At 62.5% G+C, this 25,762-nt stretch carries 21 protein-coding genes; 8 read left to right on the top strand and 13 right to left on the bottom strand.

Features of this window, described 5'->3' with window-relative positions; all coding sequences use genetic code 11:
- Window positions 1-115 precede the first annotated feature (115 nt).
- On the bottom strand, window positions 116-1,027 hold the full coding sequence (locus tag PMI35_RS09185) for a LysR substrate-binding domain-containing protein (protein WP_008062771.1): 912 nt from the start codon (window positions 1,025-1,027) through the stop codon (window positions 116-118).
- A gap of 195 nt (window positions 1,028-1,222) precedes the next feature.
- Here PMI35_RS09185 and PMI35_RS09180 point away from each other — a divergent pair, with 195 nt between their 5' ends.
- Together PMI35_RS09180 and PMI35_RS09175 are read left to right on the top strand one after the other, a co-directional pair.
- Complete coding sequence (locus PMI35_RS09180; RefSeq protein ID WP_008062773.1) at window positions 1,223-2,116, top strand: tryptophan 2,3-dioxygenase; 894 nt, start codon at window positions 1,223-1,225, stop codon at window positions 2,114-2,116.
- A gap of 193 nt (window positions 2,117-2,309) precedes the next feature.
- Entirely contained in the window at window positions 2,310-2,912 is a 603-nt protein-coding gene (locus PMI35_RS09175; RefSeq protein WP_008062776.1) for a glutathione S-transferase family protein, read from the top strand.
- Between the two features lie 14 nt (window positions 2,913-2,926).
- Here the strand turns inward: PMI35_RS09175 and wrbA are convergent, their stop codons facing one another.
- From wrbA to PMI35_RS09115, 12 genes are all read right to left on the bottom strand, one after another.
- Window positions 2,927-3,556 (bottom strand): NAD(P)H:quinone oxidoreductase, encoded by a 630-nt coding sequence (wrbA, locus tag PMI35_RS09170; RefSeq protein ID WP_008062778.1) that lies wholly within the window; start codon window positions 3,554-3,556, stop codon window positions 2,927-2,929.
- Window positions 3,557-3,634: 78 nt separating this feature from the next.
- On the bottom strand, window positions 3,635-4,513 hold the full coding sequence (locus PMI35_RS09165) for a ring-cleaving dioxygenase (RefSeq protein WP_443217066.1): 879 nt from the start codon (window positions 4,511-4,513) through the stop codon (window positions 3,635-3,637).
- A 154-nt stretch (window positions 4,514-4,667) separates the two neighbouring features.
- On the bottom strand, window positions 4,668-5,351 hold the full coding sequence (locus tag PMI35_RS09160; protein ID WP_008062782.1) for a nitroreductase: 684 nt from the start codon (window positions 5,349-5,351) through the stop codon (window positions 4,668-4,670).
- A 237-nt stretch (window positions 5,352-5,588) separates the two neighbouring features.
- The gene (locus tag PMI35_RS09155; protein WP_008062788.1) at window positions 5,589-6,731 is read right to left on the bottom strand and encodes an acyl-CoA dehydrogenase family protein; all 1,143 of its coding nucleotides are present in this window, start codon (window positions 6,729-6,731) and stop codon (window positions 5,589-5,591) included.
- 12 nt (window positions 6,732-6,743) lie between these two features.
- Window positions 6,744-7,937, bottom strand: coding sequence for an acyl-CoA dehydrogenase family protein (locus PMI35_RS09150; RefSeq protein ID WP_008062790.1), 1,194 nt, complete (start codon window positions 7,935-7,937; stop codon window positions 6,744-6,746).
- A gap of 14 nt (window positions 7,938-7,951) precedes the next feature.
- Window positions 7,952-9,034, bottom strand: a complete 1,083-nt coding sequence (locus tag PMI35_RS09145; protein ID WP_008062793.1) for a Zn-dependent alcohol dehydrogenase — start codon at window positions 9,032-9,034, stop codon at window positions 7,952-7,954.
- A gap of 27 nt (window positions 9,035-9,061) precedes the next feature.
- On the bottom strand, window positions 9,062-10,414 hold the full coding sequence (locus PMI35_RS09140) for a coniferyl aldehyde dehydrogenase (RefSeq protein ID WP_008062795.1): 1,353 nt from the start codon (window positions 10,412-10,414) through the stop codon (window positions 9,062-9,064).
- A gap of 169 nt (window positions 10,415-10,583) precedes the next feature.
- Window positions 10,584-11,951, bottom strand: coding sequence for a DUF1329 domain-containing protein (locus PMI35_RS09135; protein ID WP_008062796.1), 1,368 nt, complete (start codon window positions 11,949-11,951; stop codon window positions 10,584-10,586).
- 26 nt (window positions 11,952-11,977) lie between these two features.
- A complete protein-coding gene (locus tag PMI35_RS09130) occupies window positions 11,978-13,810 on the bottom strand; it encodes a DUF1302 domain-containing protein (RefSeq protein ID WP_008062798.1) in 1,833 nt (610 codons plus the stop codon).
- Between the two features lie 138 nt (window positions 13,811-13,948).
- Window positions 13,949-15,151: a lipid-transfer protein gene (locus PMI35_RS09125; RefSeq protein ID WP_008062800.1), complete on the bottom strand. Its 1,203-nt coding sequence runs from the start codon at window positions 15,149-15,151 to the stop codon at window positions 13,949-13,951.
- A gap of 23 nt (window positions 15,152-15,174) precedes the next feature.
- Window positions 15,175-16,314 carry an acyl-CoA dehydrogenase family protein gene (locus tag PMI35_RS09120; RefSeq protein ID WP_008062802.1) on the bottom strand — a complete coding sequence of 380 codons (1,140 nt, stop codon included), beginning with the start codon at window positions 16,312-16,314 and terminating at the stop codon, window positions 15,175-15,177.
- 274 nt (window positions 16,315-16,588) lie between these two features.
- Window positions 16,589-18,145, bottom strand: coding sequence for an acyl-CoA synthetase (locus tag PMI35_RS09115; RefSeq protein WP_008062803.1), 1,557 nt, complete (start codon window positions 18,143-18,145; stop codon window positions 16,589-16,591).
- Between the two features lie 202 nt (window positions 18,146-18,347).
- On the opposite strand from PMI35_RS09115, the gene PMI35_RS09110 reads away from it, so the two are divergent.
- The 6 genes from PMI35_RS09110 (at window position 18,348) to PMI35_RS09085 (ending at window position 25,528) form a co-directional block, all read left to right on the top strand.
- Window positions 18,348-21,152 carry a LuxR C-terminal-related transcriptional regulator gene (locus PMI35_RS09110; protein ID WP_008062805.1) on the top strand — a complete coding sequence of 935 codons (2,805 nt, stop codon included), beginning with the start codon at window positions 18,348-18,350 and terminating at the stop codon, window positions 21,150-21,152.
- A 306-nt stretch (window positions 21,153-21,458) separates the two neighbouring features.
- A complete protein-coding gene (locus PMI35_RS09105; RefSeq protein ID WP_238543196.1) occupies window positions 21,459-22,559 on the top strand; it encodes an acyl-CoA dehydrogenase family protein in 1,101 nt (366 codons plus the stop codon).
- 28 nt (window positions 22,560-22,587) lie between these two features.
- On the top strand, window positions 22,588-23,772 hold the full coding sequence (locus PMI35_RS09100) for a lipid-transfer protein (RefSeq protein WP_008062808.1): 1,185 nt from the start codon (window positions 22,588-22,590) through the stop codon (window positions 23,770-23,772).
- Window positions 23,773-23,801: 29 nt separating this feature from the next.
- The gene (locus PMI35_RS09095) at window positions 23,802-24,242 is read left to right on the top strand and encodes a MaoC family dehydratase N-terminal domain-containing protein (protein WP_008062810.1); all 441 of its coding nucleotides are present in this window, start codon (window positions 23,802-23,804) and stop codon (window positions 24,240-24,242) included.
- Between the two features lie 14 nt (window positions 24,243-24,256).
- Window positions 24,257-24,673: a MaoC family dehydratase gene (locus PMI35_RS09090; RefSeq protein WP_008062812.1), complete on the top strand. Its 417-nt coding sequence runs from the start codon at window positions 24,257-24,259 to the stop codon at window positions 24,671-24,673.
- Window positions 24,674-24,703: 30 nt separating this feature from the next.
- Window positions 24,704-25,528 (top strand): SDR family NAD(P)-dependent oxidoreductase, encoded by an 825-nt coding sequence (locus PMI35_RS09085; RefSeq protein ID WP_008062814.1) that lies wholly within the window; start codon window positions 24,704-24,706, stop codon window positions 25,526-25,528.
- The last annotated feature ends 234 nt before the right edge of the window (window positions 25,529-25,762 follow it).

Genomic DNA, 25,762 nt, shown 5'->3' on the forward strand with positions numbered 1-25,762 from the left:
GCATCCTGTGACGCTCCGCGTCGCCGTTGCGCACGGCTCACGTCATGCGCCGACAGCGGAACGCGGAGCGTCCCTGGCGGCATTCCTTTGCTGCGCATGGGAACGATCAGATGCGCTACGCCTCGTCGAAGGTCGTCAACTTGGGTATCTCGGCGGCGAGAAAATCCAGCAGCGCGCGCACCGCAGGCAACAGCCCGGTCCGATGGGGCATCAACGCGGTCATGCGCGCATCCGCGACCATCCAGCCCGGCAATACCCGCCGCAAGGTGCCGTTCTTGAGCTCCTCCTTGCAGATGTAACCTGGCAAGGCGGCAATTCCGAGGTTGGCACACGCGGCTTCCTTGGTGGAAATCATGTCGTTGCTCTGGAATCTTGGCGTCAGCGGCACTGTGGTTTCCTGGCCGGACGGGCCCCGCAACTGCCATTGCACCGGCCCTCCTCGCACAATGGAAATCGACGCATGTTGCGCCAGCTCCTCCGGGGTGGTCGGTGTGCCGGAGTTTTCCAGGTATTGCGCGCCGGCGAACAGGAACCACGGCACGCTGGCAATCGCGCGTTGGACCAGGGAAGAATCCTGCAACGGGCTGATGTGCCCCCTGATCGCCAGGTCAAAACCTTCGCCAACAATGTCCACCAGGCGGTCGGTGGAAATTTCCACAATCTGCACTTTGGGGTAACGCGTGAGGAAAATCGGCAGCAGGTCGCGCAAGGCGAACTGGGCGATTTCCACCGCCGTAGTGATACGCACCACACCGCTGGGTTCAGACAGTCGCTGCCGCACCGCCTCCTCGGCCACGTCCGCACTGTTGAGCATGGCGATAGCGTATTGGTAGAACTCGATGCCGATATCGGTCATGCCGAACTGGCGCGATGTGCGGTTGAGCAGCCGAACCCCGAGATAGGTTTCCAATTCCTGGACCCGATGGCTCAGGGTCGATTTTGGCAGTCGCAGACTGTTGCCGGCGGCGGTGAAGCCACCGCGATCGACCACTTGAACGAAGTAAAAGACATCTTTCAGATCCAGCATCCGGCCCTGCCTTTGCAATCACGCAATGGCGGTTATTCTGGCAGTTTTTCAGCGCTAATCCACCGCGAAGATCGTTCGCCATTGCGGGACTTATCGTACAGCCCGGCCAACTTCCCAGGCCCGGCCGCTCACCCTAGACTTTTCCTGCTTTTCAGCCGTTGGCCTGCAAGCCAGAACTCCATCAGGAAAACAATAATGAACAGTCCTAGCGAACCCGCGAGCCTCGATCCAACCGGCACACCCGCCGGTCAAACCCCCTACAGCGCCTGGATGCGGACCGACGTGCTGCACTCGCTGCAGAATCCGGTCAGCGACCACCCTGGCGAACACGCCTGGATCGCCCACGTGCAAGTGTCCGAGCTCTACTGGATGCTCATCGTCAAGGAACTGCAAACGGCGCAACGCCAGCTGCGGGCAAACAACCTTGGCCTGGCCTGGCGCACGCTCCTGCGCGTAGTCGCCCATCAAGAGGTGCTGGCGGCCAATTGGCGCTCGATCGACTGGATGACACCGAACGACCTGATGGCGATCCTGTCCCGTGCCGCGGCGACCTACGGCAAGGACACCGCGCTGCAGGGCTGGACCTATCGGCATATGGTTTATCTGCTGGGAATCAAGCAGGCCGAACACCTTGAACACTTCACTGTGCAGCCTGAGCGTCTGGCACAGCTGCAGCAGGCCCTGGTTGAACCGAGCCTCTACGACGACCTGCTGGCCTATTTCAGCCGCATCGGCATGGCGGTGCCCAAGGCAGTGCTCGAACGCGACCTGAGTGCGCCCTACGTCCCGAGCCCGGCCGTCGAGCAGCTCTGGCGCGACATCTACGCCGGCCCGGACATCAACTTCCAGTTGCAGCAGATCGGCGAAACCCTCGCCGACATCGCCGAAGGCTTCAGCGACTGGAAGTACCGCCACCTGATGGCCACCCGCCGAACCTTCGGCGCCCGCCCAGCCTATTTCGGCACCGAAGGCGTCGCCTGGCTGGTGCCCACCCTGGATGAAATCCCGTTCCCGGAGTTGTGGTCGGCGCGGACCTTCATCGGCAACCCACCGTCGGGCTGCCCGCATATGGCCAAGCATAAGAACTGAGATATTTTCTTCATGAGCATGGCTTGCCCGTGATGGCGGCATTGAGATCGCCATCGCGAGCAGGCTCGCTCCCACAGGTTTAGCAGCGCCTTTGCGTATCGAGCAAATCAGGTAGGATACAAGCCGTTCCAGGTCCGGGGCCGCACTACATTGCGGCCACACCTCGACCCCATTTCTCACTGGAGCGGACATCATGCGACTCTATGACAGCCGAATGTCGGGCAATTGCTGGAAGGTACGCATTCTGCTCAATCAACTGGGCCAGCCTTACGAGCGGATCACCCTGGACCTGGCCAAAGGCGATGCGCAAACCCCTGAATTCCAGCAGATCAGCCGCTTCTCCCGAGTCCCCGCACTGCAACTCGATGATGGCCGGTCCATTGTCGAATCCGGCGCTATCCTGCTGTACCTGGCGCAAGGCAGTCGCTACCTGCCAGACGATCCCTGGCTGCGCGCGCAAATAGTCGGCTGGCTGTCGTTTGAACAAGGCGATCTGCAAAAACCACTGGCGCAGTGCCGCGTCTACCATTTGAAAGGCCTGGCCGGGCAAATCTCCGCGCAGATCGAGCAATTGCATGGCGAGGGCTACCTGGCGCTGGAAAAGCTCGAACACTGGCTCACCACGCACAACTGGCTGGTCGGCGACGATTACACCGTGGCCGACCTGGGGGTCTCGATCTACGTTTCACTGGCGAGTGTCGGCGGCTTCGACATGCAGCGTTTCCCCGCCATTGGACGATGGATCGCGCAAGTCAAAAGCCAGCCAGGGTGGGTCGAATTATTGCCGAACGGTTGAACGGCGTGCCCGGATCAGGCCACTTCGCTGACTGCTTGCACACAGCGCAATGACCGGGCCACCGACGCGACTCTGCGCCCCTGGTACCGGGCGACGGCCAAATGCTCTTCATCGGGCATCAAGGTGTCGAGCACCGAGACATGGGTCGCGCCATACGGTGTACCGGCCTTGAACATCGAAGGGTCGGCATAACCAAGCGGCACGATAATCAGCCCCAGGTGAGCCATCGGCGCGTAGATCGACAGCAAGGTCGATTCGTTGCCGCCGTGCTTCGAGGAGGTCGAGCCAAACACTGAACCCGCCTTGCCGTTGAGCTTGCCGGCAAACCACAGGCCGCCGAGGCTGTCGATGTAGGCCTTGAGCTCCGAAGCGATCGAACCAAACCGGGTTGGCGTACCGAAGATGATCGCGTCGGCCCACTCGGCATCGGCCTCGGTAGGTTTCTCGTACTTTGCGTTCATGGTTTGCGCGCTGTCGAACCAACCCGGAACTTGCAGCATGACTTCACTACCCACCAGCTCCCGGGCTCGGCGCAGGCGAACCTCGGCGCCTTGTGCCAACGCGCCTTCAGCAATGGCGTTGGCGAGGATTTCGGTGGAACGGGTGCGCGAATAGAACACGATCAGGACTTTTGGTTTTGACATGATGGAACCTATGGATGAGTAACGGTGAACAGCGACCCCACGATGCGGTCGCTGGCTTGAGGGGTGTATTGCGCCGGGTCAGATGGCGATCGGTTCGAGGCGGCTGAGCAGTTCGTCCTTGCGTTCGCTCAACCAGGACGGCGTCTGGAATTCGGCGCCCAATTCGTCCGCTGCCTCATCGATGGTAAAACCGATGTCGGTGGTTGCCGCTTCGAACATCACGCCGCCGGGCATCTTGAAATACATCGAACGGAAGTAGTTGCGGTTCACCGATTCGGAAGTATCGATATGCCCCATCGACATCAGTTTGTCCTTGAGCGCCATCTGCTGTTCGACGTTGTCCACAGCGAAGGCCACATGGTGGATCGTGCCCTCCCCGTAGATGGACGAACCTTGCAGGCGGTCGGGCTCATGCTGGAACTCGACGACGGTGCCAGGCGCGCCGCTGGCGGTTTCAAAACGGTGATAGGGGCCATGCTGCCCGGCGTAACGGAACTCGAGCGCGTCTTTCATGAAGATGATCGACTCGGCAACCTCGCGCAGTGACAGGGTGATGCTGTGTACCCCGCGGATGGCGAATGCTTCGGGGATGTCATCGGCGACGCACGCAGGACGGTTGTCCCGGTCGGAGGCGACCAGGTCGAATTCGATGCCGCACGGATGCAGGAACCGTTGGCGGGTCTCACCGAAACGCGTGACCGTTTCCTTGTCGAACGGCACGTCGAAGGCTTTGAACCGTGCTCGCCAGAAGTCCAGGGAGTCCTTTGGCACGGAGTAGTTGATCACCCGGATCTGGCCAGAACCCGGACGGGCTTTGACGCCGCGTTGGCGGAACGGGAACGAGGTGACCAGCGTACCGGCGTCCCCTTGGGCGTTGCCGTAGTAGAGGTGATAAATCGGTTCGTCACCGTCAAGCAGTACCGTCTTCTTGATCAGGCTCTGTCCCAGCAGCTTCACATAGAAATCAACGTCCTCTTGCGCACCGGCAACGCCGGCAGTCAGGTGGTGGAAACCTTTAATGGCTGACATTCGATTCTCCAGTTTCGTTTGGACGAGCAAGTGCCGCAACGCCTGTCGGCGCCGTGGGCAATTACCAGGGGTTGGTCGGAAGTTATTCGTCGAGGAACGTGGTGAACTCTTCGAGTTCCAGCTTGGCGACGCTCATGCGGTTTTCCGCCAGGCTGTTGTCGGCCCAGCCCAGTGACATGCCGGCGACGATCATCTGGTCATCGGGAAGATTGAGTTCGGTACGCAGCAGAGGGTGCTGCAGTGACCAGATCTGCTGGGGGCAGGTATCGAGCCCGCGCCCCTTGGCGGCCAGCATCACGTTCTGCAGGAAGCAGCCATAACAAAGGAAACTGGCCCATTCCAGACGCCGATCCATGGTGAAAATGATGCCGACCGGCGCATCGAAAAAACGGAACTGACGCTCGACGTCACGCCGCCGTCCCTCCTTGTCGCTACGACAGCAGCCCTGGGCATCGCCCAATTGGCCGCGAAAGGAATTGAAGCGAGACTTGTAGGGATCATGCAACTGAGTCGGAAAAAACGGGTATTCCGGAGTCTGGCCTTCCGGTGCAGCGCGATACGCCTCCACCGCGGCTTTGGTAATGCGCTCGCGGGACTGACCGGTTATGACATAGCAACGCCACGGCTGGCTGTTACTCGAGCTCGGCGCATGTTTTGCCGCCGACAAAATGTCCTTCACCATGTCCATCGACACCGGTCGATCGAGAAAACCACGCTTGGCACTACGCTCGCGAATCAGATCATCAATGAACAGGCCACTCGGCATTTTCGGTCTCCTTATTATTGGAATGGAGTCTCAGCGGTTCCCGTTGATGGCGTCTGGTTACTGTTGCTGTTGCTGACTGCCTGGGGTGTGACAGAGCATAAGAGCGTTGCGCCAGGCATAGAAGGCGCTGCGTTTGAACGCAGGGTTGCGGATTCGTGAACGATCAGGCATTGATTGACTGGCGACAACGAGAGAGAGGAGCGCCTCAATGGCGCTCCCGTGGTTGGCGGACCTCCCTCACGCCACCTGCATCAACTGCGCATAAGCCTGCAGATGGTGATCGTCGTCGCCCATCTGACGGGCCACCATCAGCAAGTGCTTGGCATGGTGCGACAGCATGTATTCCCAGGTCAGGCCGATGCCGCCATGCAGCTGGATAGCTTGGTCCGCGACGAAACGGCTGGCGCGGCTGACGATGAATTTGGCGGCCGCCAGCCTGCGACTGCGCTCGTCGCTATCGGCCTGATCGGCCACACACGCGGCCAGCAGGGTCATGGAGGTGGCCTGGTCCAGTTCGATGCGCATATCGACCATGCGGTGTTGCAACACCTGGAACTTGCCGATTGGCTGGCCGAACTGTTGGCGGGTCTTCAGGTAGTCGAGGGTCAAGGCGCAGGCGGCCTCCATGCTGCCAACGGCTTCGGCGCACTGTGCAGCGATGCAACGACCTTGCTGGTAACGCAACGCGGGCAACGCCTGGCCCGGTTCACCGAGTAGCGCGCTGGCGTTGACGAACACGTCCTCAAGATACAGCTCGCAGGCCTTGCGCCCGTCCAGGGTGGCGAAATCGCGCCGAGACACACCGGCCTCCTGCGGGTCGAGCACAAACACACTGATGCCCTGCTCGTCACGAACCCCGTGACTGGTGCGCGCCGACACCAGGATCAGCCCGGCACTCTGGCCGCCGATAATCACGGACTTGCGGCCATTGAGTTTCCAGCCCCCGGTCACCGGCTCGGCGCGGGTCTGTACATCATTGAGCCGGTAATGACTTTGCGGCTCGTCAAGGGCGACCGCCAATTGCAGGCTGGCGCTGCCGACCTGCGGCAACAACCGGTCTTTCTGGGCTTCGCTGCCCAGCTGGGCGAGCAGGCCCCCGGCAAAAATCACCGATTGCAGATACGGCTCAAGGCACAGGCCCCGGCCCAGCTCGGTCATGACCAGCATGTTCTCTACGCCGCTGCCACCGTAGCCGCCATAGGTTTCGGCGAAGGGCACGGCACACAGGCCAAGTTCGCCCAACTGCTGCATGAGCCGGGCGCTGAAGCCCTGTTGGCTCTGGCGATATTGCTCACGCCGTTCGAAACCATAGACGTCGCGCACCAGGCGCGCGGCGGTTTCCTGCAGCATCAGTTGCTCTTCTGTCAGTTTGAAATCCATGATCGTGGCGCCTTACAGTTCGAGGATCATTTTCGCGATGATGTTCTTCTGGATCTCATTGGCCCCGCCATAAATCGAGGCCTTGCGCGCATCCAGGTACTGATAGGTGGCCGTGCTGCTGTAGTCGGTGTAGAGCAACGGCTCGCCGCCATAACCGAGTTCATCCTCGATGAACGGCAAGGCATACGGGCCTACCGCCTTGCTGATCAGGTAGGTGATGGCCTGCCGAATCTCGGTGCCCCTGATCTTCAGGAACGAACTTTCGGCACCAGGTGCATCACCGTTCCGGGTGGCCGCCAGGGTGCGCAGGCTGCTCATCTCGGCGGCCAGCAACTGCATCTCGACTTCGGCGATCTGTGTGCGAAACAGCGGGTCTTCGATCAATGGCCGGCCGTCACGGAGCTCCTGGCTGGCAATGCGCTTGAGCCGGCCCAGCAATGCCTTGTTGTGGGCAATCCCGCCGATACTGGTGCGCTCGTGGGTCAGCAAGTACTTGGCGCAGGTCCAGCCTTGATTCTCCTGCCCCACCAGATTCGCCACGGGCACCCGGACGTTGTCGAAGAACACTTCGTTGACTTCATGCTCGCCATCGAGGGTGATGATCGGACGCACGGTGATGCCCGGGGTTTTCATATCGATCAACAGAAAGGAAATGCCGCGCTGTTGACGGGCTTCGGGGTCGGTGCGTACCAGGCAGAACATCCAGTCGGCATAGTGCGCCAGGGTGGTCCAGGTTTTCTGGCCGTTGACCACGTAGTGATCGCCCTCGCGCACAGCGCGGGTTTTCAACGAGGACAGATCGGAACCCGCGCCGGGTTCGGAGTAACCCTGGCACCACCAGTCTTCGCAGGAAAGAATGCGCGGTAGAAAGTGCGCTTTTTGCTCGGTGGTGCCGAACTTGATCAGCACCGGCGCGACCATCTTCAAGCCGAACGACACGACTTTCGGCGCCCCTGCCGCAAAGCACTCTTCGTCGAAAATATGCTTTTGCACCGCGCTCCAGCCGGTGCCGCCCCATTCCTCGGGCCAGCCCGGCGCCAGCCAGCCTTGGCGGTTGAGAATCTGCATCCATTGCACCTGGTGTTCTTTGCTCAGGCGTTTGCCCAGGGAAATCCGCTCGGACAGTTCACTCGGCAGGTTGTCGCGCAGGAAGGCCCGGACGTCCTGGCGGAAGGCCATTTCGTCCGTGGTGAAATCAATATTCATCGATGAACTCCGGTTTATTCGAAAACGATGACCGAGCGCGCCAGTTCACCGCGGCGCAACTCATCGAACGCCTCGTTGATCTGATCCAGGCGGATGCGCTGGGAAATCATTTCGTCGAGCTTGAGCTTGCCGGCCATGTAGAAATCCACCAGGCGCGGCATGTCCACCGGGAAGCGGTTGGAACCCATCAGCGAGCCCTGGATGCGCCGCTCATGCAGCAACTGCAACGGATCGAGCTCGATTTTCAGGCCCGGCTTGAGCATGCCGATGACGGTGGCGGTGCCACCGCGCGCCAACATGGCGAACGCCTGCTCGGCGGTCTGCTTGAGGCCAATGCATTCGAAGGCATGGTGCACGCCGCCACGGGTCAGTTCCAGCACTTGCCTGGCCGCATCACCGTCCCGGCCGTTGATCAGGTCGGTGGCGCCGAACTGGCGGGCCAGCTCCAGTTTCGAGTCGAGCATGTCGATGGCGATGATGCGCCCTGCCCCGGCCAGCGCCGCGCCGTTGATGGCGGCCAGGCCGATGCCGCCGCAACCGATCACGGCCACGGTCTCGCCCGGACGCACCTTGGCGGTATTGAATACCGCACCGGTACCAGTGGTGACGGCGCAACCGAGCAGTGCGGCGCGGTCCAGCGGCATGTCACGGCGGATCGCCACGCAGGCGTTTTCGTGCACCAGCATCTGCTCGGCGAACCCGGACAGGTTGACGAACTGTGGCATCGGTTTTTGCACGTAGGTCAGGCGCGGCTCTTCGTCCTTGTCGCGTTTGGTTTCCGGGGACACGCAGCGCGCCAGGTGGCCGGTCACGCAGTGTTCGCAATGCCCGCAGAACACCGTCAGGCAGGTGACCACGTGATCGCCGGGCTTGACCGAGCGCACTTCGCAGCCGACCTGTTCGACCACGCCGGCGGCTTCATGGCCCAACACCATGGGACCCGGGTAGGGAAATGAGCCGTCGATGACGTGCAAGTCCGAGTGGCAAACCCCCACGGCTTTGGTGCGGATCAACACTTCACGCGGACCCGGTTTGCTGATGCCCACTTCCTCGATGACCAGCGGGGCTCCAACCTGATGGAATACGGCAGCTTTCATGGCAGTTCTCTCATTGATGATCGGGGTTCAGGCCGGGTTGGCCGCAGTGCGCAACACCGCTTTGGCGTGACTGAAGGTGCGGAAGCCATCGATGCCGTGATAGGCGCCCATGCCGCTCTGACCCACGCCACCGAACGGCAGGCTTTCGGTGCTGGCGTGGCTCAATACGCCATTGAGGGTCACGCCGCCGGAACAGGTCCGGCTGAGCACCATGGCCTCTTCGGCGGCGTCGTTGCCGAAGTAGTACAGCGCCAACGGCCGCGGCCGGGCGTTGATCTGGGCGATCACTTCAGTGATGTCGTCGTAGGGCTTGATGGGCAACAGCGGGCCGAAGATTTCGTCCTGCATGACTTGCAGATCGTTGGCGGGATCGCGCAACAGCGTCGGTACGATCTTGTTCAGCGTGGTCTGGCTGAAGTCTTCGGCCGCGGCGTTCAGCTCGATCAGCTCGACACCGGCCTCGCGCGCTTCACGCAGATAGCCCTGCAACCGCGCGAAATGCCGGGCGTTGATGATCGAGGTGTATTCGGGGTTGTCCCTGAGCGTCGGGAAGAATCTGGCCACCACCGCTTGTGCTACGCCGATGAAGGCGTCGACCGATTCACGCGGCACGAACACATGGTCCGGTGCCACGCACAACTGACCGGCATTGAGCAGTTTGCCGATGACCACCTTGGCCACCGCATCGTTGAAGTCCGCCGTGCGTGAAATGATGGTGGGCGACTTGCCGCCCAGCTCCAGGGTCACCGGCACCAGGTTGTGCGCCGCCGCGCGCAACACGTGTTTGCCGACGCTGGTAGCGCCGGTGAACAGCAGGTGATCGAAGGGTTGAGCGCAAAAGGTCTGGCCAACGTCCGCGTCGCCCAGCACCACCGCCACTTCGTCTTCGGCATAGACCGAGCGGATCAGCCGGGCGATCAGCGCCGAGGTGTGCGGGGTGAATTCCGAAGGTTTGATCATCACCCGGTTGCCGGCCGCCAAGGCACCGGCCAGGCCGCTGAACACCATGTAGCCGGGTACGTTCCAGGCGGTGACGATGCCCACGACGCCCATCGGCTGGTACTGCACCCACGCTTCGCCGGCCCTGGCCTGACGTGGTTCAGGACGCATCCATTGAGCCAGTTCGGCCTTGGTCTGCTTGAGCGTGGCCAACGGCGACAACACTTCGCTACCTTTGGAGAACCCCGGGCTGCGATGGCCGAAATCGGCGGTCAGGGCCTCGATGATCGACTGTTCGTGGTCGACCAGCAGGCCGATCGCCCGGTCGAGCAACTCACAGCGTTCTTCGAGGGTGAAAGGTTCGCGAGCGAGGAAGGCTGCTCGCTGTTTTTCCAGGAGGGTGCGGATGTCGGTACTCGGTGAACTCTCGATGGCGCTCATCACTGGCTCTCTTGTCATGGTCAGGACGCGCCGCGCTGTGGAAGCGACGCGTGGGTCTGGCTGCATGGTTGACCATCACCGGCGCGACGCCGCCACCCGGATCAGGTGGCTGACGCGCAAACGCACAACGCCCTGCGAACAGGGCGTTGTTTCAAGCGGGGGTCAATGGTCAGCGGATACCGGCGTTGCGCAGTGCCGACGGGGTGAAATCAGTCATCTTCGCGGTCATGCCATAGGTCGTTGCATGTTTGGCCTGGTTGGTCATCGCCAGCACGTTGTAGCGACCGGCAATCAGGTCATAGATCCCGAGCATGGCGAAGTTGGGGGCGCCGCGCTCGTAATCGTTCATTGCATACCCTTCCGCCACCCGCCACAGCTGGCCACGCCCGTCATAGTGATCGACTTCAGCCAGTTGCCAGGTGTCCTCGTCGAAGTACATGTCGCGCTTGGCGTAGACATGCCGCTGGCCTGGCTTGAGGGTGGCCTCGACGTGCCACACGCGGTGCAGCTCATAGCGGGTCAGGTCCTGGTTGATGTGCCCTGGCTTGATGATGTCGTCGTACTTCACTTTCGGCGACTGCAGGCGATAGTTGTTGTACGGGATGTACAGTTCCTTCTTGCCCACCAGTTTCCAGTCATAACGATCCGGCGCACCGTTCATCATGTCGGTGTTGTCGGCGGTGCGCATGCCGTCGGAGCCGCTGCCCGGGCCGTCGTACGCCACCTGCGGCGCGCGTCGCACCCGGCGCTGGCCGGCGTTGTAGACCCACGCCAGGCGCGGTTCCTTGACCTGGTCGATCGTCTCGTGGATCAGGATCACACTGCCGGCCATGCGCGACGGCGCGGTGATTTCCTGTTTGTAGTAGTACAGGACGTTGTCGCCCTCGCCGCCCGATACGCCTTCCATCAATTGCGGGAACGCCAGCTTGTCGTCGTACTCGACGATGGAATAGGCACCGTTGGTTTGCGGTGCCGCCTGCGCCGCCTGGCGCTCCATGTTGCCGCCACGATAGCGGTTGGTGTGGTTCCAGTAGACTTCGACACCGCTCTTTGGAATCGGGAACGGGTAGTAGCGGGTTTGGCTGAAGTTCAGCAGGCCATTACCGTCCGGGGTCAGCTCAGTGGTCACCGCGCTCTTCTTCGCCAGGTCGTAGATGTTCTGCGGCGCTGCGGCGGTGCGCTGGGTCTTGTATACGGGGATCTTGTAGCTGTCCGGGTAACGCTTGAACATCGCCAGTTGGCCCGGGGTCAGCTTGTCCTTGTACTGCTCGGCGTTGGCCGCGGTGATCACCAGTTGCGGCTTTTCGCCGGCGAAGGGGTCACCGAGAAAGCCGTTGTCGAGGGCCGCTGCGCCGGGCTTCAGGCCACCGTTCCAGGCCGGAATGCTGCCATTGGTATTGCCTTCTTTCTGGGCACCCAAGGGGGTCAGGGTGGTGCCCAGTTGAGCCGCCTCCTGCGGCGAAACAGCGGCCATCACACCACTGGCCAGCAACGACAGGCTAAGTGCGCTGGCGCGAAGAATAAAACGTGCGTTCATGTTCAGTTTCCTCTGGCAGGGTTGCATCAGAAATTCACGCCGAAGCTGAGCGCAACGTAGTCGCGGTCGACGTTGGTATTGAAATCGCCACCGAAGTAATTGGTGTAGCTGAGGCTGGCGTTGTAGGTGTTCAGGTAATCGGCATCCACCCCGACGCTGACCGCCTTGGACCCTTCATCGAAGTTCGGGCCGTAGCCTTCCACGTCATGGGACCAGGCCAGGTTCGGCGACAGGTTGATGCCGGCGATCACGTTCGGGTAATCGAGCTTGCCGCGCAGGCGATAGCCCCAGCTGTTGCTGGTGTAGAAGCCATCGTCGTTGCATTCCTGCGCCGGGTTGCTGGCGGTCGGCGTGCCCACGGCGGTGCCTCGGCACGTGGCCGGGCCTGCTGCCCCTTGCAGTTCACCGGAACCGAACGCCGGGCTGCGGCCGAAACGCAGGTCGCTACCGTCGGCCTTGCCCAGGCCATTGATGTGGTTGTAACCCACCTCGCCGACCACGGTCAGGCGGCTGGCGCCCAGCACCTGATCGAAGAACTGGGTCGCGGTCACTTGCGCCTGGGTCACTGGCATGCGTTTGTAGCCGTTGACTTCGGCCCCCAGGTTGCGACCGGCGAAACCGGTGGTGATCAGCGGCGAGGTGGCGCCGAAGGTCGCGGCGGACAGCAGGTCGGCGGTATTGAGTTGCAGTGGCATGTTCGGCCGGTAGCTGACTTCACCACCCAGGGACACGCCGGAAACGTTGGTCTGGAAGCTCAGGCCATACAGGCGGATATCTTCCGGATAGTCGATGAAATAGCGCACGCTGCGCGCCGAGGTCACACCCCCTGCCGCACTGGTCATCTGGTTGATGCTCAGGTACGGGCTGCGGCTGTGGTAGTTCATCGCGTAGGCGCCGAACTCGGTGTCGTTCGCTTCCGGCACGTACCAGCGCAAGGCCACGCCATACTGGCCGCTGTCGCGGGCATCGTTGTCCTTCAGGCGCGGAATGAACGCATCGTCAGTGCCGGCGGCGATGGCGCCCAGGCCACCGGTATTACGCGCGGCACCCGGTGGCAGGTCGAGACCGGCGACCACCAGCCGGTCATTGCAGCCCTGGGGTACGCCGTCGCTGCCGAAGAAGGTGCCGCAGTTGTCGACCACCGATTTGTCCCACTCCAGCTGGTAAAACGCTTCGGCGGTGATGTTGTCGGCCAGGCCCTGGGACACGTAGAGCAGGTTGACCGGAATCAGGCCTTCCTTCACTTCCGCACCCGGACGGCGCAGCGCGGCGACATCGACCGGGTTGATGCTGTTGATCGAGTTGCCGATGAACGTACTCTCGCCCCAGCTCACCACTTGCTTGCCCAGGCGCACGTTGCCGACCTGGTCGCCGATCGTGTAATTGTGGTAGACGAAACTGTCGAGGAACATCGCCCCCGACGACTTGGCCGCGCGGTCACGCCCCGCGTCGTCGATGTCGTAGAACGGGCGACTTTCGCCCATCAGCTCAAAGTCATACCAGTACTTGCCGCGCACGAAGGCGCCGCTGTCGCCGTACTTCAGCTCCAGGTCATGCACGCCCTTGAAGATCTTCGAGAAGGTTTCACCCTTCTTGAAGTTCAAGCGGTTGTCGTCGGTGGTTCGCGAGGACGATTCGCCCCCCGTGACGCCCTGGGAGTTGAAGTTGGAAATGAACTGCTTGTCCGGATCGGTGGTGGACCAACTGGCCCCGACCGACAACGATGAATCGAAGCTGCCCTGAATCTCCCCGATGTTGAAATCAACAGCGTGCGCCTGATTGCTCGCACAGGTGGCAACCATCACGGCGACGGCCAGCAGACTGGGCTGAAAGACTCCGCGCATTGTTGTTTTTGTCATGCGGTTTCCCCGGTTAAGGATGACGTGGTGAGAGCCCCTGCCAGCGAGGCTCCCGTAAGGTCCTCACACCCGAATGGGTGATCTGGATAAAGCGTTTTCCTGTGACATTTGATGCCGCTCCTACAGGTCCACTACCCATCAATGGCCTGTGGTTTTGCCGTAAAGCGTCACCACACAAGCACCACCCAGGCCGAGGTTGTGCGCCATGGCCAGGCGCGCCCCGTCGACCTGTCGCTGCTCGGCATTGCCGCGCAGTTGCTGGGTCAGTTCAAAACATTGCGCCAGGCCGGTGGCACCCAGCGGGTGGCCCTTGGAAAGGAGGCCGCCGGACGGATTGATCACGACTTGCCCGCCGTAGGTGTTGTCGCCGTCCATGACGAATTTTTCCGCTCCACCTTCAGGGCAAAAGCCCAGCGACTCGTAGCAGATCACTTCGTTCTGGGCGAAACAGTCGTGCAGTTCGCAGACATCGATGTCCTGCGGACCGACACCGGCCTTCTCGTAGACCTGGCCCACGGCGGCGTGGGTCATGTGCGTGCCGACCCAATCGAGCAGCGACGGCTTGTCGAAGTTGAAAGATTGCGGGGTGTCGGTGGTCATCGCTTGGGCGACGATCTGCACGTCACGGCGCAGGCCATGCTTTTTCGCAAAACGCTCGGACACCAGGATCGCCGCAGCGCCACCACAGGTCGGCGGGCAAGCCATGAGGCGGGTCATGACACCTGGCAGGATCACCGGGTCGTTCATCACGTCTTCGACGCTGAGCACCTTGCGAAACAACGCGAGCGGGTTGTTGGCTGCATGGCGGCTGGCCTTGGCGCGCACTGCGGCGAAGGTTTCCATTCTGGTGCCGTATTTGTGCATGTACTCACGCCCGGCACCACCAAAGGTACGGATGGCCTGAGGCATGCCATCCATATCAGCGGTGAGGCCGCGCAGGATCGGCAGGAAACGCTCGCGGGTCGGCGGGCGGTCGTCCCAATGGGATTTCAGGGCGCCGGCCTGCATCTGCTCGAAGCCCACCGCCAGCACGCAGTCGACGGAACCGGATTCGATGGCCTTGCGCGCCAGGTACAACGCGGTGGAGCCGGTGGAGCAGTTGTTGTTGACGTTGACCACCGGGATCCCGGTCATGCCGACTTCGTACAGCACGGTCTGGCCGCATGTGGAGTCGCCGTAGACGTAACCGGCATACGCCTCCTGGACCAGACTGTAGTCAATTCCCGCATCGGCCAGGGCGCGGCGCACCGCTTCGGCGCCCATCTGCACGTAGGTCGGGCTCTCGCTGGGCTTGCGGAACGGGATCATGCCGACACCGGCCACCAGTACTTTTTCGCTCATGGAATCACCTGGAAAATAAGAGGTCACAACTGGCGCGCGATCAGCTCGCGCAACACTTCACTGGTGCCGCCGAAAATCCGCGTCACGCGCATGTCGACGAAGGCGCGGGCGATCGGGTACTCGAGCATGTAGCCGTAGCCACCGTGCAGCTGGACCATGTCGTCAATGCACTTGCACAGGGTTTCGGTGGCCAGGAGCTTGGCGATGGCCGACTCCTGTACCGTGAGGCGCCGGCGCATGTGTTCGCCGATGTAGTGATCGATGGTCAGGCGCACGGCCGTGGCCTGGGCCTTGATGTCGGCGAGTTTGAATTTGCTGTTCTGGAAGTCCCACACGGTCTGGTTGAAGGCCCTGCGGTCCTTCACGTACTCGACGGTCTGTTCCAGCAGGCGTTCGAGTTTGGCGGCGCTGTACAACGCGATCACCAGGCGCTCCTGCGGCAACTCTTCCATCAAGTGCATGAAGCCTTTGTTTTCTTCGCCCAGCAGGTTGCCCACCGGCACGCGCACGTTGTCGAAGAACAGCTCGGCGGTGTCGGCGGCGTGCTGGCCGACCTTGTCCAGCTTGCGCCCGCGGCGGAAACCTTCGCGGTCGCACTCGACCATGATCAGGCTGCAACCCTTGGCCCCTGCACTGGGGTCGGTCTTGCAGACGACCACCACCATGTCGCAGGTCAGGCCGTTGCTGATGAAGGTCTTGCTGCCGTTGATCACCCACTCGTCACCGTCGCGCACGGCGCTGGTGCGGATCGCCTTGAGGTCGGAACCGGTGCCCGGCTCGGTCATCGCGACGGCCAGGATGGTTTCGCCGGAGCAGATTTTCGGAAGCCATTTGTGCTTCTGCTCTTCGGTGCCCAGGCGCACGATGTACGGCGCGACGATGTCGGAGTGCACACCCAGGCTCCAGCCTGAAACCCCGGCGCGGTAAAGCTCTTCGATCAACACCGCCGAGTGCCCGAAATCGCCGCCACCGCCACCGTATTCGGTCGGCACGGTGAGGCACAGCAGGTTGTGGCGACCAGCCTTGAGCCAGGTCTCGCGGTCGACCTGTCCGGCTTCGTCCCACTGCGCCTGCTTGGGCAGGCATTCACGCTCGAAAAAACGCCGCGCGGTTTCACGCAGCATTTCGTGGTCTTCGCGGTAGACGGTACGGTTGATGTGCATCGGACTCTCCAGTGGATGGCCAGGCAAGGCTTGCGCCTGGTTCGTGAGTCCAATGTATTGAGCGGGGTGGGGATTCTCGCCACCCGGATCGGGTAGCGAATGGCGGCGAGGTTGAAAAGCGGAATTGCGGATGTACTCGTTCCCTGTAGGAGCAAAGCTTGCTCGCGATAGAGGTCCGTACAACGCGATCATTCAGACAGCGCGCGTTATCGTTCACGACCATCGCGAGCAAGCTTTGCTCCTACGGGGGAATGGATTCAGATGTGTGGCGGTGTCAGCTCACGCCTCGGTCCTTGCCGGCCCAGAACGGTTCGCGCAGGTCACGCTTGAGCACCTTGCCCGCACCCGACAAGGGCAAGGTCGTGCGGAACTCCACCGATTTGGGGGTCTTGTAGCCGGCGATCTGGCGGCGGCAGTGCTCGATGATCTGCGCGCCAGCGACTTCGTTGTCCGACTTGAGCACGACCACGGCGTGCACCGCCTCCCCCCACTGCGCGCAGGGAATGCCGATCACCGCACAGGCGGCGACGGCCGGGTGACTGGCAATCGCACTTTCGACCTCCCCCGAATACACGTTCTCGCCACCGCTGACGATCATGTCCTTGAAGCGGTCGACGATGTAGAGATAGCCGTCATCGTCCATGTAGGCGCCGTCGCCGGTGTGCATCCAGCCGCCGCGCAGGGCCTGGGCGGTTTCTTCGGGCTTATTCCAGTAGCCGAGCATGATGTTCGGGCCACGGACCAGGACTTCGCCGACCGTACCGCGTGGGACTTCGTTGTCCTGTTCGTCGACGATGCGCACCGTGACCCCCAGTCCGGGACGGCCTGCCGAGCGCAAGCGGCCATTGGCGATGCCCTCGGCGCTGTGGTTTTCCGGGCCGTTGGCGCTGATCGGCGGGGCGGCTTCGGTCATGCCATAACCTTGGGTGAACTCGACGTTCGGCAAGGCTTTCAGGGCCAGTTCCAGCAACGGCACGGCAATCGGCGAGGCGCCATAGGTCAGGCTGCGCAGGCAGCCGAGGTCATGCCTGGCAAACTCGGGGTGCATGATCAACGCCTGCAGCATGGTCGGCACGATCAGGATGTCGGTGATCCGCTCACGCTCGATGGTTTGCATCACCGCCAGCGCATCGAAGGCCGGGACGAAGATGCTCGGCAAACCGAGCAGCGAGATCAGGATTACCCGCGACAGCGCCGCAAGGTGAAACATCGGAGCGATATGCAAAGTCAGCGCATCCGCCGGTACCGGTACATCGGCCGCGCGGGCCACCGCCGCCGACCACAGGTTCATGTGCGATTGCATCACGCCTTTCGGCCGGCCGGTGGTGCCGCCGGTGTACAGGATGCTGGCCAGGTCGTCGCCACCACGGAAGGCGTCGTCGACAGGCTCGGCGTCACGGATCAGTCGTTCGTAGGAGAGCATGCCGTCGGGGGCCGGGCCGTCTCCGACATGGATCAACAACGGTCGCACCCTGGCCGTGCTGGCGATCGCCTCGGCCATGGGCAGGAAGGTGTCGTCGATCATCAGGATGCGCGTGTCGCAATCGTCCAGGGAGTAGACGATTTCCGCCACGCTCCAGCGGATATTGACCGGGTTGACCACGCCGCCGCCCCACCAGGTGGCCAGGTAGTACTCGAGAAAACGGTCGGAGTTCAAACCGAGCAGGCCCACGCGGTCGCCGGTTGCCATACCCAGTCGCTGCAGGGCGCCAGCAAGACGGGCTACGCGGTCGGCCAACTGAGCATAGGTGTGGCGCCGGTCGTGGAAAACCGTTGCCAGGGCATGGGGGCGCTGCTGCAAGACACGGTGCAGTCCTTGGGTCAGATACATGGTGGTTTTCCTGTGAATTATTGTTGTCAGGTAAGGCCGTAGCGCCCCTATTCTTGTGCTTTCCAGTAGATCAATCCGCTCTATCGCGACCACCACCCACATCGGGTGGTGGCCGCCAAAGACAGAGTCATGACGCCCATGGTCTGGGTTACACTCGAAGGGATTCGACGCATTCACAAAACAAAAAAGAATCGGAAAGCCCATGGACAAACACCGCAAGTCCGATGCATCGGACACCCTTGCCAGCCAGGTCTACAGTGCGGTCCAGTCTCCGATCGTCAGCACCAAACTGATTCCACCGCGCGGTGCCGGACGCCTGATTTCCCGTGAGCGCCTGCAGGAGAAAATGCTCAAGGCCCGCCGTCAGCGCTGCATCGTGATCAAGGGGCCGGCCGGTTGCGGCAAGACCTCCACGCTGATCGCCTGGCGCCAGGGATTGCTTGCGCTGGGTTTCGATGTGGCGTGGCTGACGCTGTCTGCCGACGACAATGAGCTGACGCGTTTCCTCGACTACTTGCTCGCCAGCCTCGGCCAGATCGACCCGGACCTGGTACGCGAAGCCACCCAGATGGAAGGTCGCGGTATCGACAGTGAGGCGGTGGAGCGCACCGTCATCACCCTGGTGCGCAGTATGGCCAGGCGCACTCGCGAACTGGTGCTGGTGCTCGATGACTTGCACCACCTGACCGACGTCGGCATTCACCAGGCCCTGCAATGGCTGATCGACTACGCCCCCGCCAATCTGCACCTTGCCCTCGTATCGCGCAGCACCGTGCCCCTGTCGCTGGCGCGCTTGCGTGGCCAGGAGCTGGTGCTGGAACTGAACCTGCGCGATTTGCGCTTTACCCCGACCGAGTCCGAGCAGTTTCTCAAGGCACAGCTGGGCGACATCAGCGCCCGCGATGCCAAGCTGATGCATGAACTGACCGATGGCTGGGTCGCCGGGCTGCAGTTGCTCGCTGTCAGCCGCAAGAAAAATCACCCGGCCGTCGCCAGCACCGACCAGGTGCGGGACGACCAGGCGTTCGCAAGGTTTTTCGAAGTCGAGGTGCTGTCCCATCTGTCACCGACGGACCTGGACCTGATGCTGCTGATGGCGGTCTGCAACCGTTTTTGCGCCTCGCTGTGCGCCGCCCTCAGCGGCAACCCGCAGGCAGTCGGCGAGGCCAATGCGCTTCTCGCACGCCTGGAACGGGATAACCTGTTCCTGATCCCCGTGGACAGCGCCGCACGGGAAACCTGGTATCGCCTGCACCCGCTTTTGCGTGAAACGCTGCTCAAATACTTCGATTCGCGCAGCGCGGCCGAACAACAGGCGGTGCATGCGCGGGCATGGGCCTGGTTTCGTGATCACCAGCACCTGGATGAGGCGGTGCACCACGCCGTCATGGCCGGCGATCCCGATGGCGCCGCCGACCTGGTGGAGCAACAGGCCGAGGCACTGTATGCCCATGGTGACTTGCGGATGTTGATCGAGCTGGTTCGGCTGTTGCCTGTCGAGCAAGTGCAGGCACGGGTAAAGCTGCGCATCCTCAAGACCCGGATGCAACTCTATGCCCGGGATTTCGTCGCCTGCGCCAAGAGCCTGGATCAACTGTTCCACGACGTCCCTGACAGTGACGTGCACGATCGCTTCATGATTGCGTTACTGCGTGCCTCCCTGGCGTTGCAGCGCGATGACACGGACGCGGCGATGACGGTGCTGCCGCAACTGCTCTCCCCACCACCGGACAGCAACAGCGTTGCCATCGGCTCATGCGCCAATATCCTGTCCTGGCTTTACATGCACCGGGGCGAATACGAAAAGGCACGCCAGGTGCAACTCGACCGTCCCCTGCTGCTGATCCATGGCGAACCCCTTCTTGGAACCACCGCCGGCAGCTTGCAAGGTCGCTGCATGATTGGCTTGAGCCACGCCCTTGAAGGCCAGATGCAGCAGGCGGAACGGGTTTACCGGGACGTGATGCATGAGGCTGCGCATTGCGGCAAGGCCGGTGCCGACGCGACTTACCTCTCCGCCGCGCTGCTGGGCGAGGTGCTCTACGAAACCAATGATGTCGACGGGGCGTTCAAGCTGCTGTCGGGCTGGGTCGACATCCTGGAGCGGATCTCGATTCCCGATTCGGTCCTGCGCGTGATGCAGGTGCTGTGGAATGTGCAATGGCTGGCGGGCAATCACCAGGAAGCCCTGGCCTATGTCGAACGGCTCGACGAGTACGCGATCAAACTCGGACTCGAGCGCCTGCAAGCCTACTGCCTGACCTGGCAGGTGCGCTGGCTGATGATTCTCGGCGAGCATGCGCAGGCCCGCGCCAAGCTTGAGCGCCTGGAAGCCATCGATGCGCGCCATCCCGATGCCGGGCACAGTGCCCTCAAGGAAATCCACATCCTGGCGGAGAATGCGCGGGCACGCTGGCAAATTCAGCAAGGCGACCTCGACGGCGCGTTAGCGCGTATCGAACAACTGATCGAAACCTGTGAACGGCACCGCCGCCAGCTCGGTACCGTGCGCCTGCTGGTCCTCAGTGGCGTGATCGAATCCCAGCGCGGCAACGCGGATGCCGCCCGCGGCCACGTCATGCAAGCGCTGCGGCGCGGGCAACGCTACGGGTTGCTGCGCACCTTGCTCGACGCCCACCCGGACGCCCTGCAACTGATCGCTGACATTGCGAGCCAGGAAAACCTGGACCCGGTGCTGGCGTTCTACGTCGAGCGCCTGCAGGCGGCCCAGGTGTCGGCCCCCACCGTGCCGAGCGACAAGCCCTGCCCCGCCACCACGGGCAAACCCCTCACCGCCGGCATGGAGCCGTTGAGCGAACGGGAAATCGAAGTGGTGCGCCTGCTCGCCCAGGCCCTCCCCAACAAGAAAATCGCCCGTGCGCTGGGGCTGTCCCCCGAAACCGTGAAATGGCACCTGAGCCATATCTACAGCAAGCTGGGCGTCAACAGCCGCGATGAAGCGGTGGCGCGGGTGCGCGACCTTGAATCGCAGGGCGATCAAATCTAAGCCCCCCCAATCCCTGTGGGAGCGGGCTTGCCCGCGAAGAGGCCGGTACATTCAACATCATCGGTGACTGACACACCGCTATCGCGGGCAAGCCCGCTCCCACAGGGATTGTGCTGTTTGGTCAATCGCTGATTCTTGCCCCGCCACCCACCCCGGGTGGCGTTTGCCCAAGCCCCCCACCCTATCGTAACCCTCAGTCCAAAGGCGCAACGCGCGCCTGCGTCGAAGCCTGGCCCGAGCCGGCCCGTGATCATTGAGGAGTCTTGCGTGCACATTGCCCGAACCGTTTTCCGCGACGACCATGAGATGTTCCGCACCACCGCACGACGTTTTTTCGAGCGTGAATGCCTGCCGCGCCAGGCGGCCTGGGACAAGGCCGGCCAGGTCGACCGCGAAACCTGGCTCAAGGCCGGGCGTGAAGGTTTGCTCGGCATCACCTTGCCAACCGAGTACGGCGGTGGCGGCGGTGATTTTGGCCACTGCGCGGTGTTCAACGAAGAGTTCGCCCGGGCCGGGGTGAGTGGCGCCTACTTCGGCATGCACTCCGACGTGATTGCCCCGTACATCAATCGCTGCGGCAACGAAGAACAAAAGCGCAAGTGGCTACCGGGCATCTGCACCGGCGAGATCGTCCTCGCCATTGCCATGACCGAACCCGGCACCGGCAGCGACCTCAAGGCCGTACGCACCACCGCCGTGCGCGATGGCGACGAGTACGTGATCAACGGCAGCAAGACCTTTATCAGCAATGGCCTGACCGCAGACCTGGTAATCGTCGTGTGCAAGACCGATCCGGCCGCCGGTGCCAAGGGCATCAGCCTGATCGCCGTGGAAGCCAGCCGCGCCGGCTTCAAGCGCGGTCGCAAGCTGCAGAAGGTCGGCCAGCATGCGCAAGACACCGCCGAGCTGTTCTTCGACAACGTCCGCGTGCCGGTCGGCAACCGCCTCGGCGAAGAGGGCCTGGGCTTCACCTACCTGATGGGCGAGTTGCCGCAAGAGCGCTTCTCCATCGCCGTGTCCGCGGCCGCCAAACTGGAGCGCCTGCTGGAACAAACCGTCGAGTACGTCAAGGACCGCAAGGCCTTCAACCAGACCGTCTGGGACTTCCAGAACAGCAAATTCAAGCTCGCCGACATCAAGGCCCAGGCCACCGCCATGCGGGTGATGGTCGACCACTACCTGGGCGAACACATGCGCCGCCGGCTGACCCTCGAAGAGGCGGCGATCGCCAAGCTCTACACCACCGAATCCCTGTGGAAATGCATCGACGACATGGTCCAGCTGCATGGCGGCTACGGCTACATGCTCGAGTACCCGGTCGCCCGCGCCTTCGTCGACATGCGCGTCAACCGCATCTACGGCGGCACCAGTGAAGTCATGCGCGAATTGATCGCGCGCAAGCTCTGACCCTCTAAAACAACAAAGGAACATCACGATGAGCAACAAGGTATTCGTGGCTGGCGTCGGCATGATCCAGTTCAAGAAACCGGGGACCAACGCGCCCTACGACGTCATGGGTGAACAGGCGATTCGCCAGGCCCTGGCCGACTCGGGACTGGACTTCAATGACATCCAGCAAGCCTATGCCGGCTATGTCTACGGCGACTCCACCTGCGGCCAGAAAGCCCTTTACCGCGTAGGCATGAGCGGCATACCGCTGGTCAACGTCAACAACAACTGCGCCACCGGTTCCAGCGCCCTGTTCCTCGCCCGTCAGGCCGTGCAGAGCGGCGCGGTCGAGTGCGCCCTGGCCTTTGGCTTCGAGCACATGAACCCCGGCGCACTGAAATCCGCCTGGACCGACCGCGCCCCGGCCACCGAACGCGCCCTGCTGCTGGCCAACGAACTGATCGGCATGCCGGACCTGCCCAATGCGATTCGCCAGTTCGGCGGCGCGGGCTTTGCGCACATGCAGAAGTACGGCACCCGCCTGGAAACCTTCGCCAGGATCCGCGCCAAGGCCAGCCGGCATGCGGCCAACAACCCGCTGGCGGTGTTTCGCAACGTGGTCAGCACCGAGGAAGTCCTGGCCGCGCCGATGTTGTGGGAAGGCGTGATGACCCGCCTGATGGCTTGCCCGCCCACCTGCGGCGCCGCTGCCGCCATCGTGGTGTCCGAGGCGTTCGCGAAAAAACACGGCCTGCGCACCGATGTGTTGATGGCCGGCCAGGCGCTGACCACCGATCTGCCGAGCACCTACGACGCCAGGGACATGATCCGCGTGGTCGGGTTCGACATGACGCGCATGGCCGCCGACATCGCCTACAACCAGGCCGGCATCGGCCCCAAAGACATCGACGTGATCGAACTGCACGACTGCTTCGCGCAAAACGAACTGCTGACCTACGAAGGCCTGGGTTTGTGCGAAGAAGGCGGTGGCGAGCGTTTGGTCAACGATGGCGACAACACCTATGGCGGCGAATGGGTGACCAACCCGTCTGGCGGCCTGCTCTCCAAAGGCCACCCACTGGGCGCCACCGGCCTGGCCCAGTGCTTTGAACTGACCCACCAGTTGCGCGGCACCGCCGAGCAGCGCCAGGTGCACGACGCGCGTGTCGCTGTGCAGCACAACCTCGGCCTGGGCGGCGCCTGCGTGGTGACCGTGTACCAGAAGAACTGACGCGCCTGCCAGGCAAAGGAGCCACCCAGATGATCGACAAACAACACATCGGCAGACAGCTGCCGACTTTCCTCGTCACCGCCGAAGCCGGGCAACTGCGTTTCTTCGCCAAGGCCACCGGGGAAACCAACCCGATCTACTTCGACGAGCAAGCCGCCCGCGATGCCGGTTACCCCAACCTGCCGTTGCCGCCGACCTTCCTGTTCTCGCTGGAATTGCAGATCCCGTCGAACGCCTGGCGCGACGAACTGGGGATCGTCACCGCACGCATCCTCCACGGCGAGGAGTCGTTCCGTTATCACCGCATGGCCTATGCCGGCGACACCCTGCGCTTCGACGTGCGCATCGCCGACATCTACGACAAGAAAGCCGGCGCCCTGGAATTCGTGGTGCGCGAAACCCGAGTCACCAATCAGCACGGTGAGCACGTCGCGGACCTGCGCAGCGTGCTCGTGCAGCGCAACAGCTGAAGCGGAGAACCCTGATGAACGCGATAAGCCTGGAAAAAATCAATATCGGCGACAGCCTGCCAGCCCTGGCACTGCCACCGATCAACCGCACCACCCTGGCGCTGTTTGCCGGTGCGTCGGGGGATCACAACGCCATCCATATCGACACCGATTACGCGCGCCGCGCCGGCATGCCCGATGTGTTCGCCCACGGCATGTTGTCGATGGCCTACCTCGGCCGCCTGCTGACCCAGTGGGTCGATCAACGCCAACTGCGCGAGTTCGGCGTGCGCTTTCTCGGCATTACCCACCTGGCCCACCAGATCACCTGCACGGGCGCCGTGGTCGAGCGCTTCGAGGTCGATGGCGAGCAACGGATCAAGGTCGAAGTGCGCACCACCAATCAGTACGGCGAGACCAAAATCGTTGGCGACGCCGTGATCGCCCTGTAAACACACCCCATCATTGAGGAGCAATACCCCATGGCAAAACTCGACGGCAAAGTCGCACTGGTCACCGGTTCCGGCCGTGGCATCGGCCAGCAGATCGCCCTGAAACTGGCCAGCGAAGGCGCGCGCATCGTGATCAACGACCTGGACGCCGACCCGGCCCACGAGACCGCTGAACTGATCCGCCAGATGGGTGGCCAGGCCACTGTCTGCCACGGCAACGTCAGCGCGCCGGACTTCGGTGACCGCTACGTCAAGACCGCGATGGACCACTTCGGCAGCATCGACATCATCGTCAACAACGCCGGCTACACCTGGGATGACGTGATCCAGAAGATGAGCGACGAACAGTGGTACGCGATCCTCGACTGCCACATGACCGCGCCCTTCCGCATCCTGCGTGCCGCCTACCCGATCATCAAGGCCCAGGCCCAGGCTGATGCGGCGGCAGAGCGCGAAGTGTTCCGCAAGGTGGTGAACATCTCCTCAGTCTCGGCCCTCAACGGTAACGCCGGACAGATGAACTACTCCTCGGCCAAGGCCGGTGTGATCGGCATGACCCGCGCGCTGGCCCGTGAATGGGGGCGCTTCAAGGTCAACGTCAACGCCGTGGCCTTCGGCTTCATCGAAACCCGCATGACCAAGGCCGACGCCCATGCCGGCGCCACGGTGAACATCGAAGGCCGTGACATCCGCGTCGGGATCAGCCCGCAGGCTGCCCAGTCATTCGCCCAGCGCAACCCGTTGGGCCGCCCGGGTACCGTGCAGGAAGCGGCGGATGCGGTGTACCTGTTCTGCTCGCCGGAGTCGAACTACATCACGGCGCAGACCATCGCTGTGGCGGGCAATCTGCAGTAGGCAAAATTGTAGGAGCGAGCGTGCCCGACCAGGCCGGTCGGCCGCCTCGCTTTTGCTTTGCTTTGGCTTTAGATTTTCTTGCCCCCTCACACCCTGAGCCTGTCCGTCAACCTGTGACGACCGCCATCGGGGCCTCTACCCGCGGCTAAACCGGCGTCCTGCCGGTTTCCCCACTGCGCAATGCCTGCGTTCGGCCATCGTGGTTAACGGGGCACCCAGATCAAAAACAAAAGC

It is taken from the genome of Pseudomonas sp. GM78, assembly GCF_000282475.1.
Lineage (GTDB): Bacteria > Pseudomonadota > Gammaproteobacteria > Pseudomonadales > Pseudomonadaceae > Aquipseudomonas.